The organism is Pseudomonas entomophila L48 (genome assembly GCF_000026105.1).
GTDB classification, from domain to species: domain Bacteria; phylum Pseudomonadota; class Gammaproteobacteria; order Pseudomonadales; family Pseudomonadaceae; genus Aquipseudomonas; species Aquipseudomonas entomophila.
Map to the genome: position 1 here is coordinate 2,256,874 of NC_008027.1, position 19,775 is coordinate 2,276,648.

The 19,775-nt window shown below is 67.4% G+C and carries 12 protein-coding genes and 2 tRNA genes; 7 read left to right on the forward strand and 7 right to left on the reverse strand.

What is annotated here, in order from left to right:
• Position 1: 1 nt before the first annotated feature.
• The 4 genes from PSEEN_RS10025 to PSEEN_RS10040 form a co-directional block, all read right to left on the reverse strand.
• Positions 2 to 9,409 carry a non-ribosomal peptide synthetase gene (locus tag PSEEN_RS10025; protein ID WP_011533383.1) on the reverse strand — a complete coding sequence of 3,136 codons (9,408 nt, stop codon included), beginning with the start codon at positions 9,407 to 9,409 and terminating at the stop codon, positions 2 to 4.
• The gene (locus tag PSEEN_RS10030; protein WP_011533384.1) at positions 9,402 to 10,811 is read right to left on the reverse strand and encodes a cytochrome P450; all 1,410 of its coding nucleotides are present in this window, start codon (positions 10,809 to 10,811) and stop codon (positions 9,402 to 9,404) included. The genes PSEEN_RS10025 and PSEEN_RS10030 overlap by 8 nt, the downstream gene beginning before the upstream one ends.
• Positions 10,812 to 10,846: 35 nt before the next feature.
• Positions 10,847 to 12,247, reverse strand: coding sequence for an amidase (locus tag PSEEN_RS10035; protein ID WP_044487964.1), 1,401 nt, complete (start codon positions 12,245 to 12,247; stop codon positions 10,847 to 10,849).
• Between the two features lie 169 nt (positions 12,248 to 12,416).
• Positions 12,417 to 13,016, reverse strand: coding sequence for an NAD(P)H-dependent oxidoreductase (locus PSEEN_RS10040; RefSeq protein ID WP_011533386.1), 600 nt, complete (start codon positions 13,014 to 13,016; stop codon positions 12,417 to 12,419).
• 93 nt (positions 13,017 to 13,109) lie between these two features.
• Between PSEEN_RS10040 and PSEEN_RS10045 the strand changes: the two genes are divergently transcribed.
• Positions 13,110 to 13,706 (forward strand): TetR/AcrR family transcriptional regulator, encoded by a 597-nt coding sequence (locus PSEEN_RS10045; RefSeq protein ID WP_011533387.1) that lies wholly within the window; start codon positions 13,110 to 13,112, stop codon positions 13,704 to 13,706.
• 100 nt (positions 13,707 to 13,806) lie between these two features.
• On the opposite strand, the gene nhaR is transcribed toward PSEEN_RS10045, so the two are convergent.
• On the reverse strand, positions 13,807 to 14,700 hold the full coding sequence (gene nhaR, locus PSEEN_RS10050) for a transcriptional activator NhaR (protein ID WP_011533388.1): 894 nt from the start codon (positions 14,698 to 14,700) through the stop codon (positions 13,807 to 13,809).
• Between the two features lie 132 nt (positions 14,701 to 14,832).
• Between nhaR and PSEEN_RS10055 the strand changes: the two genes are divergently transcribed.
• Together PSEEN_RS10055 and PSEEN_RS10060 are read left to right on the forward strand one after the other, a co-directional pair.
• Positions 14,833 to 15,069, forward strand: coding sequence for a hypothetical protein (locus tag PSEEN_RS10055; protein WP_011533389.1), 237 nt, complete (start codon positions 14,833 to 14,835; stop codon positions 15,067 to 15,069).
• A gap of 15 nt (positions 15,070 to 15,084) precedes the next feature.
• A complete protein-coding gene (locus PSEEN_RS10060; protein WP_011533390.1) occupies positions 15,085 to 15,837 on the forward strand; it encodes a TerC family protein in 753 nt (250 codons plus the stop codon).
• An 80-nt stretch (positions 15,838 to 15,917) separates the two neighbouring features.
• On the opposite strand, the gene PSEEN_RS10065 is transcribed toward PSEEN_RS10060, so the two are convergent.
• Positions 15,918 to 16,097, reverse strand: coding sequence for a hypothetical protein (locus PSEEN_RS10065; RefSeq protein WP_011533391.1), 180 nt, complete (start codon positions 16,095 to 16,097; stop codon positions 15,918 to 15,920).
• 154 nt (positions 16,098 to 16,251) lie between these two features.
• On the opposite strand from PSEEN_RS10065, the gene PSEEN_RS10070 reads away from it, so the two are divergent.
• Complete coding sequence (locus PSEEN_RS10070; protein ID WP_011533392.1) at positions 16,252 to 16,995, forward strand: peptidase C39 family protein; 744 nt, start codon at positions 16,252 to 16,254, stop codon at positions 16,993 to 16,995.
• A 74-nt stretch (positions 16,996 to 17,069) separates the two neighbouring features.
• Here PSEEN_RS10070 and PSEEN_RS10075 read toward each other — a convergent pair whose 3' ends face one another.
• A complete protein-coding gene (locus PSEEN_RS10075; protein WP_011533393.1) occupies positions 17,070 to 18,353 on the reverse strand; it encodes an NAD(P)/FAD-dependent oxidoreductase in 1,284 nt (427 codons plus the stop codon).
• Positions 18,354 to 18,555: 202 nt separating this feature from the next.
• On the opposite strand from PSEEN_RS10075, the gene PSEEN_RS10080 reads away from it, so the two are divergent.
• The 3 genes from PSEEN_RS10080 (at position 18,556) to PSEEN_RS10090 (ending at position 19,767) form a co-directional block, all read left to right on the forward strand.
• Positions 18,556 to 18,632, forward strand: a tRNA-Val gene (locus PSEEN_RS10080).
• A gap of 333 nt (positions 18,633 to 18,965) precedes the next feature.
• Positions 18,966 to 19,042: transfer RNA gene (locus tag PSEEN_RS10085), tRNA-Val, on the forward strand.
• 155 nt (positions 19,043 to 19,197) lie between these two features.
• Complete coding sequence (locus tag PSEEN_RS10090) at positions 19,198 to 19,767, forward strand: SPOR domain-containing protein (RefSeq protein WP_044487966.1); 570 nt, start codon at positions 19,198 to 19,200, stop codon at positions 19,765 to 19,767.
• The last annotated feature ends 8 nt before the right edge of the window (positions 19,768 to 19,775 follow it).

Below are 19,775 nucleotides of genomic sequence, written 5' to 3' on the forward strand. Positions count from 1 at the left end.
TTCAGAGGGTGGTCAGGCGCGCACGGCGTGCGCTGAAGGCCGCGGCGCGGCGCTGTTCGTCGTTGGCCGGCGGCTGGTCGGCCGCGGCCTCGCGGGGGGTGTCGTCGAGGAAACGCGCCATGCTGCGCAGGGTGGGGTGGCGGAACACCTCCACCACCGCCAGTTCCCGGGCGAAGGCCTGGCTGATGTGCTGTTGCAGCTGCATGGCCAGCAGCGAGTCGCCGCCGCGCTCGAAGAAGTTGTCCTCGGCGTCGATGTCGCCGTGGCCGAGCAGCGCGCTCCAGATCTGGTGCAGGCGTTGCTCGTTGGCATCGCTGAAGGTGCGGGCCGGCACCGCCAGGTCCCGTGCCGACGGCAGCCGGTGGGTGTCGATCTTGCCGTTGCGGTTGAGTTCGAACGTGTCGACCTGGATCAGCCGGGCCGGCAGCATGTAGCCCGGCAAGCGGCTCGCCAGGGCCTGGCGCAGCGCCTGGGCGGTGATCGTGCCGCTGAAGTACAGCAGCAGGCCGTGGTCGTTGACCGCGATGCACTGCTCGAGGTCGCCGCACTGGCGGGCCGTGTTTTCCAGCTCGCCCAGGTTCACCCGGAAGCCGTTGACTTTGATCGTGCGGTCGATGCGGCCGAGGTAGCCCAGCGTGCCATCGGCCTGCCAGCGCGCCGCGTCGCCGGTGCGGTAGAGGCGCAACGGGCCCTGGCCATCGGCCAGGTCAAGGGTGACGAAGGCCACGTCGCTGCGCCCAGGGTCGTTCAGGTAGCCGCGGGCCAGGCCCTGGCCGCCCAGGTACAGTTCGCCGACCTGGCCGATGGCGGTGGGGCGCCCCAGTTCGTCCAGCACGTGGGCGCTGGTGCCGCGGATCGGCCGGCCGATGGCGATGTCACCCAGGGCCAGGCGCTCACGGTCCAGCGGCTGGAAGGTGCTGAAGGTGGTGTTCTCGGTCGGCCCGTAGACGTTGTAGACGTGCTGCGGGCGGCCTTCGGCGCAGGCCAGTACCTGGTCGACGGTGAGCGGGTCCATTACCTCGCCACCGATCATCAGGTAGCGCAGGCCGCGGAACATCGCGGCGTGGCCGGCGGCGACGTGGCGGTCGAACAGGCGGGTGGTCATGAACAGGATGCTCACCGCCTGCTCGTGCAGGTAGCCGGCCAGTGCCGGGCTGTCTAGCGCGCAACCGACCGGTGCGAGGGCCAGGGTCGCGCCATTGAGCAGCGCGCCCCAGATCTCGAAGGTGGCCGCGTCGAAGCTCAGGGTGGCCAGTTGCCCGAGCACGTCGCCCGGGCCGATGTGCACGTAGTCGGCCTCCACCACCAGGCGCAGGATGCCGGCCTGCTCGACCATCACGCCCTTGGGCTGGCCGGTCGAACCGGAGGTGTACATCACGTAGGCGAGGGCATCGGCAGCGACGGGGACCAGTGGCCGCAGCGGCGGCTGCGGCAACGGCGCGTCGTCGATGACCAGCGCCGGCAGGCTTAGCCCGGCATGTTTCTCCAGCGCCATCACGTCGCCGGCCAACAGCGCCGGCCGGGCGTCATCGAGCAATTGACGCAGGCGTGCGGTGGGGTACTCCGGGTCCAGCGGCAGGTAGCTGGCGCCGACCTTGAGCACCGCCAGCAATGTGGCGATGGTGGCCATGCCGGGCCGGGTGAACACGCCGACCCGCTGCCGATCGAGGCGGGCGCCATGTTGCGCCAGCAGGCGCAGGGCGAGGTTGTCCGACCAGCGATCCAGCTCGGCATAGCTCACTGTCCGGTCGCCTTCGCGCAGGGCCGGGCGCTGGCCATGCCGGGCGACGATGGCGGCGAACCGCCCCGGCAAACCACCGCAGGTGTCGGCCGCAGGGTTCAGGCCTTGCCAGGCGGCGGGTGGATACAGGGCGTGCAGCGCGGCCTGTTGCGCTTGGGACGGCGCGACTTCGGCCAGTTCGCACAGGGCTTGATGCAGGTGCAGGGCGAAGCGCCGCGCCGAGGCGTCCGACCACTGTTCGGCGCGGTGCACCAGTTCGATACGCAGCGCGCCGCTGTGCGGGTCGATGCCGGTCTGGTTGACCAGGGTGAAGTTGGTCTGCTCGTGACAATAGCCGGGGCTGACCTGCAAGTGATGCAGGTGTTGCAAGCGGTCGAAGGCATGGAAATGCACGAAGTTGAACAGGCTGTCGAACAGCGCGCCACCGTGCTCGCGAAGAACCTCGCGCAAGGGGTACTGCGCGGCGTCGCCGAGCCCGGCGCGATAGTCGTGCAGGCGTCTCACCCGTTGGCGGGGCGTTGCGTCGGCGTCGAGGGCGATAACGCAGGGCGTGGTGTTGAGGAACAGGCCGAGCATGCGTTGGCCCTCGTCCTCGACCAGGCGACCGTGGGATGGCATGCCGCAGGCGACCCGGCGGCGCCCGGTCTGGCGGCCAAGGGCTTGCAGGTGGGCGGCCAGCAGCACCAGGTCGAGGCTCACGCCCAAGGTGCGGGCAGTGTGGCGCAGGGCCTCGTCCAGGGCAGGTTCCAGCGTCACCTCGAGGCGGCGCAGGCTGCCGCCTGGGTGGCGTTCGGCCTCGGCCAGCAGGGTCGGTTCCAGTTCGGCGCAGGTCGCCTGCCAGAACGCCCCCAGCTCAGCTTGGGCGCGCCATTGGCGCTCGCGGGCCACATAGTCGACGAAGTCCAGCGTCGACACCGGCTGGAAGGGAGACTCGCCGTCGAGCATCCGGTCGAGGTTTTCTAGCAGGGTGGTGAAGAAACTGGCCACGCTCCAGCCATCGAGGATGGCGTGGTGGCAGGTCAGGGTCAGGTACCAGCCGCCCTCCAGGACATGCGCGGTGACGCGCCACAAGGGCGCCAGCTCGCCATTCAGCGGGCGGTGTAGTTCGTCGCGGTGGAAGGCCTCCAGCCAGCGCTCCTGGGCCGCAGGCTCCAGCGCGCGCAGATCGTCCACCACCAACGGCAGGGGCAGGTGCCCGCGTACGCGCTGCCAGTGGCCCTGAGGGCTGGCGGCGAACAAGGTGCGCAACACCGCGTGGGCCTGCATCAAGGCCTGCAACTGCTCGCGCAGGGCGGCCTCCTCGAACCGTCCCTGGACCCGGCACGACATGATGTCCAGGTAGGTGGCGGCTTGTTCCAGCTGCGAATGGAACAGCATGCCTTCCTGTAGTGCGGTCAGGGGATAGCCGTCCTGGTCGCCCATCTGCCGGGCAAGCTCGGCGCGTTCGGCATCGAGCAGGGCAAACGGTAGCCGGCGTTCGGCGCCGGGCGTGGCTTGCCATGGCGCGAGCTGGGTGGCCAGGCCGGCCAGGGTGGGGTGGCGGAACAACTGGCGCGGGCTGAAGTTGAAGCCAGCTTCGCGGGCCAGGCGCTGGACATCGAGGATCCGCATCGAGTCGCCGCCGCTGGCGAAGAAGTCGTCGTCGGCACCGGGTTGCTCGAGCTCCAGCACGGTGCGCCAGATCCCGGCGAGCAAGCGCTCGCGTTCGCCCGATGGCGCGCGCCAGTTGTCTGCCCGTGCTTGCTCGAGCGGTTCGAGGGCGCGCAGGGCATCGACATCCACCTTGCCGTTGGCGGTCAGCGGCAGGCGCTCGACCTGACGCAACTGCTGGGGCTGCATGTACGCCGGCAGGTGCTCGCGCAGGTGCGCCTGGACGTCGCCAAGCGCCAGAGGCCGGGAGGCGCTGAACCAGGCTTGCAGCACGCCACGGTGGGCGTCATGGCGTACCACCGCGTCATCGACTTCGGTCAGGCGCAGCAGCGCGGCCTGGATATCACCCAGCTCGATACGGAAACCACGGACCTTGACCTGGTGGTCGTTGCGCCCCTGGTATTCGAGCTGGCCGTCTTCCAGCCAGCGGCCGAGGTCGCCGCTGCGGTACAGGCGCAGGCCGTGGCGCTCGACGAAAACGCGCGCGGTCAGCTGCGGCTGGTTCAGGTAGCCACGGGCCAGGCCTGGGCCGGCGACGTGCAACTCGCCGGTGACCCCCGGCGGGCACAGTTGGCCGTGGGCGTCGAGCACCAGCACACTGAGGTCGGGTAGCGGCCTGCCGATGCGTTGCTGGGTGGCGCGCGCCAGGTCATCGCGGGTGACGGGCGTGTGGGTCACGTGCACGGTGGTTTCGGTGATGCCGTACATGTTGTTCAGGCGCACGCGGTCGCCGTACTTGTCGAACCAGGGGGCCAGCGTTGCCACCTGCAGCGCCTCGCCGCCGAAGATCACCTGGCGCAGGGGCATGGGCGCGGCATGGCGCAGGTCCTCGGTGACCAGGCGGACGAAGGCGCCCGGGGTCTGGTTGAGCACGGTCACGCCCTGGCTGACGATCAACTCGCGCAAGGCCTCGGGGTCGCGGCTGGTGGCTTGCGGCACGATCACCAGGCGTGCGCCGTGCAGCAACGCGCCCCAGATCTCCCACACCGAGAAGTCGAACGCGTAGGAGTGGAACAGGCACCAGGTGTCGTGCTCGTCGAAGTCGAACAGCGGCCGGCTGGCGTCGAACAGGCGCATGACGTTGTGGTGGCTGAGCAGCGCGCCTTTGGGCGTGCCGGTGGAACCAGAGGTGTGGATGACATAGGCCAGTTGCGCCGGGGCAACCCGTGGCAAGGGCTGGGCGTCATCCGCCGCAGGCGCCTCGTCGTCGAGCAGGATCGCCTGCAGGTCCTGCAGCCCACTGCGGGCCAGGGCTTCGCCTTGCGCCACCACCCAGTCCAAGGCGCAATCCTGGCGCACGGCGGCCAGGCGCGCGTGGGGGTAGTCGGGGTCCAGCGGCACATAGGCGGCGCCGGCCTTGAGAATGCCGAGCATGCCCACCAGCAGGTCGATGCCCCGGGTGGCGCAGAGGCCGACCAGCGTGTCGGCCGGCAGGGCTTGGCCGTGCCGTTGCTGGTGGGCCAGGCGCAGGCGCCGGGCCAGCCGGTCACTGGCGCGCTCCAGCTCGGCGTAGTTCAGGCGCTTCTGGCCGTCCTCGATGGCGATCCTGCCGGGCAGGCGAGCGGCCACGCGTTTGAACGCGTCCACCAGCGACGCACTCGCTGCCGCGGCCGGGCGCCGGGCCGGGCGCAGCAACGCCTGGCGCTGCCGTGGGCGTAGCAGTTGCAGGTCACGCAACGGTACGTCGGCATCGAGCAGTTGCTCCAGCAGGTACCGGTAGTGTTCGCCCAGACGCGCCATGCGTGGGGCGGCGAAGCGTGTGCGGTCGTACTCCAGGGTGGCGCGCAGGCCACCGTCATGGCGACGCAGCGAGAGGAACAGCGGATAGCGGGCGATGCCGTCGTCCACTTCGACGAAGCTGGCGTGGACATCGTCCAGCGCGAGTTCGTGTTGTTCGTTGGCGTTCTGCAGGGCGAACACTGCCTGCATCAACGGGTGCACGCGGCCATCGCCGGATGCCTCGGTCATGGCCTCCAGCGGCACGCCCTGGCAGGCCTGGGCCTGGCGCGACAGCGCGGCGACCTGCCCGAGCAGGCTGGCCAGGCCGGCCTGTTCATCGAGGCGCACGCGCAGTGGCAGGGTGCAGGTGAACAGGCCGAACACCTGGTCGTTACCAGCGCCGCGGTTGGCCGACGGCACGCTGATCACCAGGTCACGGGTGTTGCAGTAGCGACCCAGCAGTACCGCGTAGGCTGCGTACAAGGCGCAGAACAACGAGGTCTTGTGGTCCGCGCAGTGCTGCTCCAGACGGCTGACCAGGTTTGCCGGCAGGTCGAAGTGATAGTGCGCGCCCTGGTCGCCATCAACGTGCTCAAGGCCCGGATCGCGAGGCAGGTCGAGGCCTTCGTAGCCCACCAGCAACTCGCGCCAGAAGGTTACCGCCTGGTGGCCCGCGGGGCTGTCCAGCCAGCCCTGCTGCTGGGCGATGGCGTCGGCGTAGCGTTGACACGCGGGTGCCTCGCCCAGCGGCTGGCCACGGCGCTCGGCGTTGTAGGCTTGGCCCAGTTGCCGGCGCAGCAGGTCCAGCGACCAGCCATCGGCCAGCAGGTGCGGCAGTTGCAGCAACAGGATGTGTTCCTGCGCTGCCAGGCGCAGCAGGTGCAGGCGATACAACGGCGGACGGTCGAGTGGCAGCGATGCCCGCAGGGCCCTGCGCAGCAACCCAGGCAGTTGGTCGCGAGCGACATCGAGTGGGGTGAGGGGCTGCTGATCCTGGGTGTCCAGGACCTGCCACACACCTTCATCATCAGCCTCGACACGCATGTGCAACTGGGGGTGGCGTGCCGCTACCTGCCGCCAGGCCGCTTGCAACGCCGGGATATCCAGCGGCCCGAGCAGGCGCTGGACCACCGCGAGGTTGAAACGTTGCGGGCCGCCTTCGTCGTAGCGGTCGCTGAAGTACAGCTGGCGCTGCGCCGGCGACAGCGCAAAGCGCGTGGTCAGGCTGGGCGGGATGGGCGTCGGCGTCAGCTGCCGGGAGGCATCCAGGCAACCCGCGAGCTCGCGCAGGCTGGGATGGCGCAGCAGGTCGGCCAGGCCCAGGCGGATACCGAACTGCTGGTCGATGGCCACCAGCAACTGGGCGGCCATCAGCGAATGGCCACCCAGTTCGAAGAACGATTGCTCGGCACCGACCTGCGGCACTTCAAGCAAGTCCTGCCAGAGCCTGGCCAGCCGCAGCTGGGTCGCGCCCTGCGGCGCGGCCTGTGGCGCCAGGTCGCTGCGCGCGGGGCGGCTCAGTGCCCGGCGATCGACCTTGCCGTTGAGCGAGTGCGGCAGCCGGGCCAGGCATTCGAAACGCTGCGGCACCATGTACGCCGGCAGCCGTTCGAGCAGGGCCGCGCGCCAGGCGTCGGGGTCGCCCAGGCCGTCATCCTGGGGCACCACGTGGGCGCTCAGCTCGGTCTGGCCATCGCTGTCCCAGGCCAGCACCACGGCCTGTCGGATGCCGGGCAGTTGATGCAGCGCGTGCTCGATCTCGCCCAGTTCGATGCGGTGGCCACGCACCTTGACCTGGAAGTCCAGGCGGCCGTGGTAGACCAGCTCGCCCTGGTCGTTCCAGCACACTCGGTCGCCGGTGCGGTACAGGCGGGTCGGCCGGCCTTCCAGGCCCAGCGGATCGAGCAGCGGGAAGCGTTCGGCGGTCAGCGCGTCGCGCTGGTGATAACCCTCGGCCAGGCCGGCGCCGCCGATGCACAGCTCGCCACTGGCGCCCCAGGGCACTGGCTGCCCCTGGGGGTCGAGCACGTAGCAGCGGGTGGCGCCGATCGGCCGACCGATCACCGCGTGCTGGCTGGCATCGGTCAGGCGCTGGCGGGTCGACCAGATGGTGGTTTCGGTGGGCCCATAGACCTGCACCACCTGCCCGGCGCAGCCCAGCAGGTAGCTGGCCAGGTTGCTCGACAGGGCCTCGCCCCCGCACAACAGGCGAACGCCGTCGCGTTCGGCCGGGTGCCAGCCGGCCAGTGCCAGCAGCGACCAGAAGGATGGCGTGCCTTGCAGCAGTGTCGGACGCAGCGCGTCCAGGGCCTGGGCCAGGGCCGTCGGGTCGCGCACCTGGTCGTCGATCAGTTGCAGGCAGGCGCCGCTGGTGAGCGCGCCGTACAGCTCCAGGCCGAAGATGTCGAAACCGATGGCGGTGGCGCCCAGCACCCGGTCCCGCGCGCTGATTTCAAGGTCGGCCACGAAGTCGGCGATCAGGTTGCCCAGCGCGGCGTGGGCGATGCGCACGCCCTTCGGCTTGCCGGTCGAGCCGGAGGTGTAGATGAGGTAGGCCAGGCTGTCCGGCGCTGGCGCCTGCAGGGACACGGGCCGGGGCACGGTGCGTGCCGACGGTGGCGAAGGGCACAACTGGCGCACGTCGATGGGCAATGCTTGGTCGGTGATCAACAGGTCCATGCCGCTGTCGGCGACGATATCCTTGAGCCGTTCCAGCGGCATGTCCGGGTCAATCGGCACATAGGCCGCGCCATTGCCCAGCACCGCGAGCATGGCGATGACGGCCTGGTCCTTGCGCCGCAGGTGGACGCCGATGCAGCCGCCCCGGGCCTGTTCGCCGAGCCGATCGGCCAGCGCCGAGGCCGCGCCGGCCAGTTGCCGGTAGTCGAGGGTGCCCTGGCGGTACTGCAGGGCCGGCGCATCGGGACGCCGTTGCACCTGCTCGAGGAAGCGCTGCATCACCCCTTCCTGGCCCACTGCGTGGCACGCGGGTTCGCCAGCGAAGGCTTGCAGGCGCTCGGCCATGCCCGTCGGCAGCAGCCAGTGGCGCTGCATGGGCTGTTCGGGGGCGGCCAGCGCCTGCTCGAGCGTGTGCTGCAAGCTTTCACCCAGGCGTTGGATGAACGCCTCGCTGAATGATTCGAGCGGGTAGTCCAGGCGCAGGCGGATACGCTGGGTGTCGAGCTGGTAGGCGACCACCAGGTCGCCTACCACCTGGCGCCGGCCGAGGGGCTGAGGCGCAAAGACCGCCTGGCCCAGGATCAGTTGGTCAGCGCCGAAGTAGGCCTCGACCAGGCTGACATTGAAGGGCCGTTCCACGCTCTCGCCCTGTTCGCGTAGCTGGCGCATCACGTCGGTGAGCGTAAAACGCGGGTGCTGGCGGGCAGCCTTGCGCTCCTCGCGCAGCCTGGCGACCAGCGCTTGCAGGCTGCCCTCGCTGGCGAGCTCGACTGGCAATGGGTAGTTGTTGATTCGGCAGCCCAGCACCCGACGGGCACCAGCGGGCCGTTCGTCCACCGGGTGGTTGAGCACCAGCGCCTGGGCACCGCTGTAGCCAGCCAGCACGTGGGCCAGCGCGGCGGCGAGGACCACGAAAGGCGTGGCCCCCTGGCTGCGGGCATAGCGGCGCAACGAGCGGGCCAGTGGTTCGGGCAGGTCGAAGTAATGCGAGGCGCCCAGCCCCGAGTCGCCCGCCTGGGCGCTGTGCTGGCGCGGCAGGTCGACGCTCAGGGGCAGCCCGGCCAGGCGCTGGCACCAGTGCGCGACGTCGGCGCTGGCGGTGCTGTCTTGCACCGACGCACGGGTGTCAGGCTCCGGTTGGGGTAGTGGGCGACCCTGCTGATGGCACGCGTAGCTTTCGGCCAGGACCTGGACGAACTGCAGGGCCGAGGTGGCGTCGGCGATAATGTGGTGGAAGTTCAGCACCAGTCGCTGCTCGTCGCCCTGGCGCAGCAGGTCGAAGCGAAACAGCGGGCCGGTGCGCAGGTCGAACGGATGCGCCAGTACCTGCTCGGTTGCCAGCTCCAGTTCGTGTTCCGGGGGCAGGTCGCACACCGTGAGTACTTGGGCCTGGGCTGGCCCGGCCAACTGCCAGAGGGCTTCGCCACGTTGTTCGAAGCGGCCCAGGCAGGCCGGGTAGTAGTGGTTGACGAAGTGCGCCAGGGCGCTCTGCAACGCGGGCAGATCGAGCGCCCCGGCCACTCGATAGACCAATGGCGTGTTGTACAGGGTGCTGCCTGGCGCCAGTTGCCACTCCAGGAAGAAACGGCGTTGGTAAGGGTTGGCGAGGGTCTCAGCCATGATGGTGCTCCTTCAGGCGGATCCGCACCGGGCGGCTCATGGCCAGGGCGAAGTGGAAGTGATGTTCGAGGGGCTCATCGGTGGATTCCCAGTCGCCGGCGCGCACCATTTCGGCCAGCAGCACCTTGAGCGAGTAGCGCGAGAACATCTGGCCGGTGCAGTTGTTCGGCCCGCTGGAGTAGGCGAGGAACGGCTGGCGGTAGCGCTCCGGGGCTTCCTGGAAGCGCTCGGGGCGGAAGGCGTCGGCATCCTCGCCCCACAGCTCGGGCAGGCGCAGCACGTGGTAGATGTCGGCCACCAACTCGCTGCCCTGGCGGACGAAATGGCCGTTGACCATCAGGTCGCGGCTCGCCGCGCGGAACAGGAAGGGCTGTGCCGGATGCAGGCGCAGCACTTCGTGGACGCAGGCGTGCAGCAGCGTGTCGTCGCGGCGGATGTAGGCGGCGTGGTCATCGCCCTTCGTCAGCAGCTCCTGGCGCAGGGCCTGGCGATAGCGGGGGTGACGGCCGAGCTCGTCGACCAGGGCGAGGAACGACGGGAAAGGCGCCACGTAGCCGGCCAGCACCGCGCCATTGAGCCCGGTGGCGAACGCCTCGTCCTGCAGCGACTGGTAGTGCTGGTCGATGTAGGCATTGAGCCGGTGGGTGTAGTCGGTGCTGTTGAGCAAGCCCGGATCGTTGCCGATGCGCGCCACCAACTGGCGCTTGAGCTCGTCGAAGCGACGGTTGAAGTGCGCGGGCTTGTGGTAGGCGAAAGCCTGCCCGAGCAGGTCCACCTGCTCCTCGAGCATCTGCCCCACGCCTTCCACCGGCCCCTGAAGGTCCATGACCGAGCGCAGGTAGACCTCGGCGGTGAATTCGCTGAGTTCGGCGTTGACCAGCAAGGTCGGCGCGCCTTGCCACCAGCGACGCACCCGCTGCTCGCTGAGTTGGCGCATGGTCTGGATGAAACGTTCCGGGCCGCTGACCAGGTGGGCGATGATGTTGCGCTTCTGCTTGGCGTCCTGGCGCTCCTTGCTCAGGCGCATGCGCCCCAGCGCATCGGCGATGACCAGGAACTGGCGACCGTCGCCGACCAGCTCGCCCTGGCCCATGCGCGGGTGTTGCATCAGCCCGCGGATCTCCTCGACGCCGATCAGCACGCTGTAGTCGCCGGCGAAGGTCGGCAGGCGCAGGTAGCGCCGCCAGCTGCCGTCGGCGTGCCTGGCCAGCTTGCCGATGTAGTGGTAGGGGCGGGTGCGGTCGCGCAGCGCCCGCGAGTTGCGCCAGCGCCGTGGCAACAGCCAGGGGGCGGCCAGCACGCCGAGCAGGCGGTGCAGGCGGCTTTGCAGGGGGGTGGCGGCGACCATCGTGAAGGGGTGGCCGCCGTGGGTGTGCAGTGATCGATTGTCGAGCGCTTCCATGGCTTACCTGCGGATTCGTTGGGAGGGGAGGGCTGTCAGGCGTCGAGGGCCAGGCGCGGCTTGTGCCAGCCGGCCAGTTGCTCGAGGTGGCCGGCCACCTGCAGGGCGAGGTCTTCGCGCCAGGGCTTGGCGATGACCTGGATGCCGATCGGCAGGCCGTCGCGGGACTGGCCGATGGGCACCACCGCCACCGGCCAGTTGACCAGGCTGTAGCAGATCGAATAACTGAAATCGCGTACCTGCGCGTAGGAGCAACCATGGGGCTTGGCGACCGTCGCGGCGACGGGGCAGAGGATCACGTCGTAATCCTCCATGAAGCGCAGCATCGCCTGGCGGCAGCGGTCCAGCTGCATCCAGATGCCGCGCAACTGGGTGACCGTGAGCTGGCTCTGGCGGGTCAGCGCGTGGTATTCGCGCAGCAAGGGCGAGATTTCGCGCAGGCCCAGTTGCTGGATCAGGTCGCTGAGCCACTGCCCCTGGTCGCCACCGAGCAGGATGCTGTCGGCCAGCAACTCCTCGATTTGCCCGAGGCAGTCGGGGCGGCGCTCGTCGAGGCAGGCGACTTCGCCGCGCAGGGCATCGGCGGCGTGGGCCACGGCCTGGCGGATATCGTCCTGTGGCGTGCTGATGCCGTCGTCGGCGTACCAGGCCACCCGCAGTTCGGACAGTGCCTGGGGGGACGCGGTGTGCCAGGGCACCGGCGGCACGTGGGGGTCGCGGCCGTCGGGGCCGGCCAGCAGCGGCGCGGCTAGGCGCAGGTCGGCAATGGTGCGGGCCATGGGGCCGAAGCTGATGAACGGGCTGAACATGCCCATGCAGTCCAGGGGGAAGTGACCTGTGAGGGGCACGCGCCCTTGGGTGAGCCGCAAGGTGCAGATGCCGCTGTTGTGCGCCGGTACCCTCAGGCTGCCACTGGCATCGGAACCGATGCCCAGCAGCGAACCTTGGGCGGCGATCAGCGCCGCCTCGCCGCCACTGCTGCCGCCGGGGCTGCGGGTCAGGTCATGGGGGTTGCGGGTCTGGCCGTAGAGCAGGTTGTCGGTCTCGTAGCCGATGCTCAGCTCGGGGGTGTTGGTCAGGCCCAGCAGCAGCGCGCCTTCGCCGCGCAGGCGGGCCACCACGGTGGCGTCGGTTTCGCTGGCCTGGCCTGCGAGGCCGGCACAGCCCTTGTCGGGGCTGTAGCCCAGGGCGTGGCAGGTGTTCTTGACGCTGAAGGGGACGCCCAGCAAGCGTTTGTGTTGCAGGCGAGGCAGCTCGCGCTCGATCCAGGCCGCCTGTTCGTAGGCCATCTCCCGGTTGCTCTGCACTATGGCGTTGATGTGGGGGTTGACCGTGTCGATCTGCTGGAAATAGGCGTCCAGCACCTGCGCTGGGCGGATCGCGCCCCGCTTGACCGCGTCTGACAGGGTGCTGGCATCGCAACCGAGTATGTCCACGTATCGCTCTCCATCGCTCGTCGGCTGGACAATCGCCGCGGGACCGGTCGCCGGTGCCCGTGGCGGGGCTGCGGTGCAGAGTGCCAACGGGGTGGGGGAGCGTATATGTGCAATTCTTCATGGTTTGCCCAGGTCGCGCCGCGCCGGGTGAATGGTGCGGCGCAAGTGTTCAGGCCGCCGCGTCCAGGCCGTCAAACAGCTGCAGGCCCAGCGTGCGGGCCTGTTCGAGCAGCGGCGCAGGGCGCCCGCCTTCACTGTCGGGCATCAAGGTCGAGCTCAGTACGCGCGCACCGCAATAGTCGAAGATGCCGTGCTCGATCTGCACGCGCATCGCTTCGCCATAGCCGTGTCGTTCGAAGGTACCTGCGTCAGCTCCGGCTATGCCGACCAGGTGCGCGGTCATGCCCCTGAGGCGTTTGGTGGTGCTGCCGTCGGCGGCCTGGTCGAAGGCCCAGCCATTGCTGAACACACGCTCGACCCAGCCTTTGAGCAGTGCCGGTAGCGACCACCAATAGATGGGATAGACCAGTACCAAGGTATCGGCGCGATCGATGCGCGCCTGCTCGGCCAGTACGTCCGCGGGCGGCCCGGCTTGGCGCCGGTGCACGGCATGGTCGGCCAGGCCGAAGCGCGGGTCGAAGCCTTCGCGGGACAGGTCGGCGAATTCGCTGGTGTGGCCGGCGGCACGCAGGCCGGCGGCGATCTGCTCGGCGATGGCGTGGGTGAGGGAGTCGGGGTCGTGGTGGCCAATGACGATCAGGGCATGCATGGCAGGTTCTCCAGAAGCAGGGTGCACGGATGGGGCGAGCGCTATATACTCGCAGTAAGTTACCGTTGGTAAGTTACTTTTGGTAGGTAAGCAATGTCAAGCGATGGCAAACCCACGGCGCGCAAGCGCCTGTCCCGTGAGGAGCGTCGCCGCCAACTGCTGGACGTGGCCTGGCAGCTGGTGCGCGAGGAGGGGACCGATGCCCTGAGCCTGGGGCGTCTGGCCGAACAGGCGGGCGTGACCAAGCCGGTGGTGTACGACCATTTCGAAACCCGCACCGGGTTGTTGGTGGCGCTGTACCAGGAGTACGACGCGCGACAGACGGCCATGCTCAACAGTGCCCTGATGGGCTGCGCGGCCGATCTGCCGGGCAGGGCCTGGGTGATCGCCGAGGCGTATGTGGATTGTGTGATGAGCCAGGGGCGGGAGATCCCCGGGGTGAGCGCAGCGCTGGCCGGATCGCCGGAGCTGGAGGCGCTCAAGCGTGTATACGAGGGGCCGTTCCTCGCCAAGTGCCGCGAGGCCCTGGAGCCGTTCTCGGCTGGAGGCCGCATCGGCCAGGCCGGGATGCGGGCGCTGGTGGGGGCGGCGGAGGCGTTGTCCCAAGGCGCGGCGACTGGGGAGCTGGAGGCGCGGGAGGCCAAGGAGGAGCTGCAGGCGACCATCGTGGCGATGGTGGGGCGGCATTGACCTTGTGGGGCGGGCTTGCCAAGCGGGCGCCGCGGTGGTTGGCACCGGCTTTGCCGGTGTTCGCCGGCAAAGCCGGCTCCTACGGGTAGGTTGCAGCGTGCTACCAGTTGAATAGCTCCCGCCGTGCGCCTTCGGTGATCGCGATGATCCCGGGGTGCTTGACCTTGCGCTCCACCGAGATGGCATAGAACGATTCGTTGACCGCCTCGGTCTGGCCGATCAGGCGCACGCCATACTGCCGGCACACCTCTTCGGCGATCACGCTAGGGGCGACGAAGATCCCGCTGCCGGACTGCCCGAACGCCTGCATCAACGCACTGTCATCGAACTCGCCGACGATCCGTGGCTGCACCTGCTGCTCGGCCAACCAACGCAGCAGGCGGCTGCGCACCACGGTCTCCTGGCCGGGGATCAGCAGCGGCGCGTCGTCCAGGCAGGCGGGGAAGGGCTTGTCGAGCAATTCGGCCAGGGCGTGGGTGGCGAAGAAGCTCAGGCCGCATTCGCCGAGTTTCTGGCTGTAGCCCTTGATGTCCAGGTGGCTGGGCATCGGGCTGTCGGAGATCACCAGGTCCAGGCGCTGGATCGCAAGGTCCGCGAGCAGGCGCTCGAACTTGTCCTCGCGGCAATTGATGCGCAGCACCTCGTCCAGCTCCATGGTCGGTGCCAGCAGGCGATAGACGATGGACTTGGGCACCACGTCGGCCACCCCCACGCGAAACAGTATCTGTTCCTGCGGCCCGGACCGCAGCATGGCTTCCAGCTCGCCGCCGATCTGGAACATCTGCTCGGCGTAGACCAAGGCCTGGCGCCCGGTCTCGGTGAGTTCCAGCTGGCGGCCGACGCGCTGGAACAGTTCGAGGTTCCAGGTTTGCTCGAACAGGCTGATCTGGCCACTGATGGTCTGCGGGGTGAGGTTCAGTTGCTCACTGGCGCGGGCGATGCTGCCGGTCTTGGCCACGGCCCAGAAATAGTGGAGCTGGCGGTAGTTGAGCATGGCGCGTCCATATTCGTAAAAACCGAAGTATATACGCTGAAAATACGAATTTTCCGGATGTTTCAGTCTCTCTAGAATGCAACCCCATCAGGCGCATGACGCGCCGCACGGCATTCGACAAGCGAGGACCCCATGCTACAACTCAAATCCATTGGTACACCGTTGGTGCTGGCGCTGGCACTGTTCGCCATGTCTGGCTGCGACCAGGCCGAGAAATCCGCCCAGCAGATGCTCGACCAGGCGGCCGAAACGGCCAAGCAGGCCATCGACAAGACCAACGACGCCGCCCAGGAGGCCCTGAGCGAGGCGATTGGCAGCGATGGCAAAGCCAAGGCCGAAGACGACAAGAAAGACAACCAGGACATCTGAGAGCAGGACTGACCCATGGAATATTTGCTGGAACTCGCCGCAAGCCCCACCGCCTGGGTTGCCCTCGCCACCCTGGTGGCCATGGAGGTCGTACTCGGCATCGACAACCTGATCTTCATTTCCATCCTCACCAACAAGCTGCCTGAGCAATACCGTTCCAAGGCCCGCCGCATCGGTATCAGCATGGCCCTGGTCATGCGCCTGGCGCTGCTCAGCACCGTGGCCTGGATCGTCCAGCTGACGGAGCCGGTGGTCGAGGTGTTCGGCCACACGTTCTCGTGGAAGGACATGATCCTCATCGCCGGTGGCCTGTTCCTGCTGTGGAAGGCGACCAAGGAAATCCATGAAAGCGTCGACCCCCATGGCGCCAAGGAAGAGTCCAAGGTCGGCAGTACCGTGACCATTGGCTTTACTGCGGCGATTTTCCAGATACTGCTGCTGGACATCGTTTTCTCGATCGACAGCATCATCACCGCCGTGGGCATGACCGAGCACCTGCCGATCATGATCATCGCCGTGATCAGCGCCGTGATCGTGATGCTGGTGGCCGCCGACCCGCTGGCCAAGTTCATCAACGACAACCCGACCGTGGTGATGCTGGCCCTGGGCTTCCTGATCATGATCGGCATGACCCTGATTGCCGAAGGCTTCGGCGCCCATGTACCGAAAGGTTATGTGTACGCAGCCATGGCCTTCTCGACGGCCATCGAGATCCTCAACATCATGGCGCGTCGGGCACGTTTGAAGCGTGAGGCAGCTGAAGGGTAATCAAGCGCCAAGTTGCAAGTGAACGACAAGAGGGGGCCACTGGCCCCCTCATGTCGTTCATGGCTCGGAAGTCGTCGCCGTCAATGTGCCCCGGCATGGCGCCGCGCACGGCGCACGGGCTGTGGCTTGGCCAGGGCCTGAGGGGGCAGGTGGTGAGGGTGGGAGTGTCGCCGCACGATGCGCAGCACGCCCCAGAGCATGGCGGCCGCTACGCTCAGCCACATGCCGACCAGCATGAGAATTGCCATTGTCAGGCTCATGTGTGCCTCCTTCTCTCCGGCGAGCCGTGCTTGCCGTCCAGACACAGCTTCAGTCTAGCGCGCCGCCTGTGACGTTCCATTGACCTAAGGTCTAGTGCTTGGGCCGTTTCGTTCCAAGCCCGTGCCGGGCTATACCCGCAGGCGCCCGACGCCTATGATCTGTGCCCAGGGCCGGGCGTCGCCTGCCTGGCATCGGAACAAGCGAGTGCCCATGTTGCAACTTTCTCCAAACTCCCGAATCTTCGGCCCACGCCGGCTGCTGGCAGCTTGCCTGGTGGCGGCCGCGTTGTCCGGTTGCGCCAGTGCGCCGCCAGCATCGCTCAACAGCCTGCCGCAGCGGGTCGAGATCAGCAGCGTGCCGTTCTACCGTGGCAACGCCAATCACAGCGGTTCGATGGCCCTGGCCGCCGTGCTGTCGCAGAAAGGCGCGCCGATCACCCCTGGCCTGCTGGACAAGTCGCTGGGCCTGCCCAAGGCCGCAGACAAGCTGGACACCGGCATCCCCCGGGTGGCCCGCGAGTACGGCATGGTCGTCTATCCCCTGGACAAGCGCATCGATGCCTTGCTGGCGCAGGTGGCCGCGGGCTATCCGGTGCTGGTGCGCTACCAGGAGGGTTCGGCCTGGTGGAGCGAGACGCGCTATGCGGTGTTGATCGGTTATGACCGTTACAAGCAGCGTGTGCTGCTGCGTTCGGGCATGCATCGGCGCCAGCTGGTGAGCTTCGCTGACTTCGAGTCGGCGTGGGCGAAGGAGGGGCGTTGGGCGGTGCTGGTGCAGTCGCCACGGCAGGTACCGGCCCAGGTGGATCGCCAGCGTTGGTTGCAGGCGGCCGATGAGCTGGCCCGCGCGGGGCAGGAGATCGCGGCGAAGCAGGCGGTCAACAGCCTGGGGCATTGAGGTTGAAATGATCGCGGGGCAAGCCCGCCCCCACGATGGTCGTGGGGGCGGGCTTGCCCCGCGATGGATTTATATCAGAAGCCCAGGCGATCGCGCAGGCTGTAGTACCAGGCACCGATGGCGCTGAACGGCACACGCAGCATCTGGCCACCCGGGAACGGGTAGTGCGGCAGGCCGGCGAACGCGTCGAAACGCTCGGCCTGGCCGCGCAGGGCCTCGGCCAGCACCTTGCCTGCCAGGTGGGTGTAGGTCACGCCGTGGCCCGAGCAACCTTGCGAGTAATAGATGTTGTCGCCGATACGGCCGACCTGCGGCAGGCGCGACAGGGTCAGCAGGAAGTTGCCGGTCCAGGCGTAGTCGATCTTGACGTCCTTCAGTTGCGGGAAGGCCTTGAGCATCTTCGGACGGATGATCGCCTCGATGTTCGCCGGATCGCGCGCGCCGTACACCACGCCACCGCCGAAGATCAGACGCTTGTCGCTGGTCAGGCGGTAGTAGTCGAGCAGGTAGTTGCAGTCCTCGACGCAGTAATCCTGCGGCAGCAGGGTGCGGGCCAGTTCCTCGCCCAGCGGCTCGGTGGTGATTACCTGGGTGCCGCACGGCATGGACTTGGCGGCCAGCTCCGGCACCAGGTTGCCCAGGTAGGCGTTGCCGGCGACGATGATGAACTTGGCGCGGACCTTGCCCTGCGGGGTGTGCACAACCGGGTTGGCGCCACGCTCGATGCGTACGGCCGGGGTCTGCTCATAGATGATGCCGCCCAGCGACTCGACCGCGGCGGCTTCGCCCAGGGCCAGGTTCAATGGGTGGATGTGGCCGCCGCTCATGTCGAGCATGCCGCCGATATAGCTGTCGCAAGCCACCACTTCACGGATGCGCTTCTGGTCCATCAGCTCCAGCTGGTTGTGGCCGAAGCGTTCCCACAGGCGTTTCTGCGATTCCAGGTGGCCCATCTGCTTGCTGGTCAGCGCGGCGAACACGCCGCCGTCCTTCAGGTCGCACTGGATGTTGTACTTGGCCACGCGCTCACGGATGATGCGGCCGCCCTCGAAGGCCATCTGGCCCAGCAGTTGCGCCTGCTTGGGGCCGACGGTGCGTTCGATGACGTCGATGTCGCGGCTGTAGCTGTTGACGATCTGGCCGCCGTTGCGGCCCGAGGCGCCGAAGCCGACCTTGGCGGCTTCGACGATGCTCACCTTGAAGCCGTTTTCCAGCAGGAACAGGGCGCTGGACAGGCCGGTGTAGCCGGCACCGATGATGCACACATCGGTTTCCACCTCACCCAGCAGCGCCGGACGTGGCGGCACCGGGTTGGCCGAGGCGGCGTAGTAGGACTGGGGGTAGGGGGTGTTGGCCATGCTCGAGGAACCTCGTGTTTTATATTTTTAACGAATGTACCGATGCTATCAATAATAATAAACACCCGCTAGTCGTCCGGTGAAAATCCTTTACGCGCACCTGCAGCCTGGCCTTTCTATAAATATTTTAAGATTCAGTGAGTTAGCGTGAAAAAAACGGTTGACACCGGTTTTGGATCGCGTAGAATGCGCCCCACACGACAGGCACATAGCTCAGTTGGTTAGAGCACCACCTTGACATGGTGGGGGTCGTTGGTTCGAGTCCAATTGTGCCTACCAAATCAGAAGAGGGCGATCCGTAAGGATCGCCCTTTTTGCATTTCTGGCCTCCGGCCTCGACGAAACGAGGCTTCAGGCTATGCGCATTCCCTGTGGGAGCGGCCTTGTGTCGCGAATGGGCTGCAAAGCAACCCCCAGGGTTTTAGCGCTGGGGCCGAAACTGCTGGGGCCGCTGCGCAGCCCATTCGCGACACAAGGCCGCTCCCACAGGGTTCGATGTTCCGCGTGCGCCCAGGCAGAGGCCATGTGAAGCTGTTTCGCAAAGTTTTTGATTTTTTTGAAAAAAACGCTTTACAGGTGTGCATCTGATCACTAATATGCGCACCACACGACAGGCACATAGCTCAGTTGGTTAGAGCACCACCTTGACATGGTGGGGGTCGTTGGTTCGAGTCCAATTGTGCCTACCAAATCAGAAGAGGGCGATCCGAAAGGATCGCCCTTTTTGCTTTCTACGATTCCGTTGCCGCGGACACACGCTGCAACCTTCCACCTTCGCCGCCCATCCCCGGCAACCCCCTCCCGCCATGCTAGAATCCGCCCCTTCGAATCTGGAGGTACAGGCGTGCGCAAACTGGCGGTGGTAATGGCGATGTTGGCCCTGGCGGGCTGTAACAACGAAGTCGAGGGCGTGCACAAGCAGGTCGCCGAACACCTGCACAACCCCAAGACGGCCAAGTTCGCCAACGTGCGTTTCGACACGCAGGGCTCGATCTGCGGCCAGGTGCGGGGCAAGGACGATGCCGGGCAGTACGAGCCCTACCGCAGCTACGTGGCGATCAAGCACGATGGCCAGTACGAGATCCTCATCGACGAAACCGGCAACAACCTGCGTATCCGCGAGGTCTGCGGCGGTGCCGACCTGCAGCGTCGCGCCGAGGCGCTGGCCGAGCAGCCGGCACCGGAAGGCTGGGATGTCGAGGTGATCCAGGGCCCTAACATGGGCGCCCTGACCGACATGACCGCGCGCCTGATCGAGAAGGGCATCCCGTCCTGGGTCGAGTACCGCGACGGCAAGCCGGTGGTGCTGATGGGGCCGTTCCCGGCCAAGGCCGAGGCCGACGCGCGTAAAGCAGAAGTCATGGCCAAGCTCGGCACCGACTCGATCGTCATCCAGCACGGCGTCAAGCGCTGACCTTCATT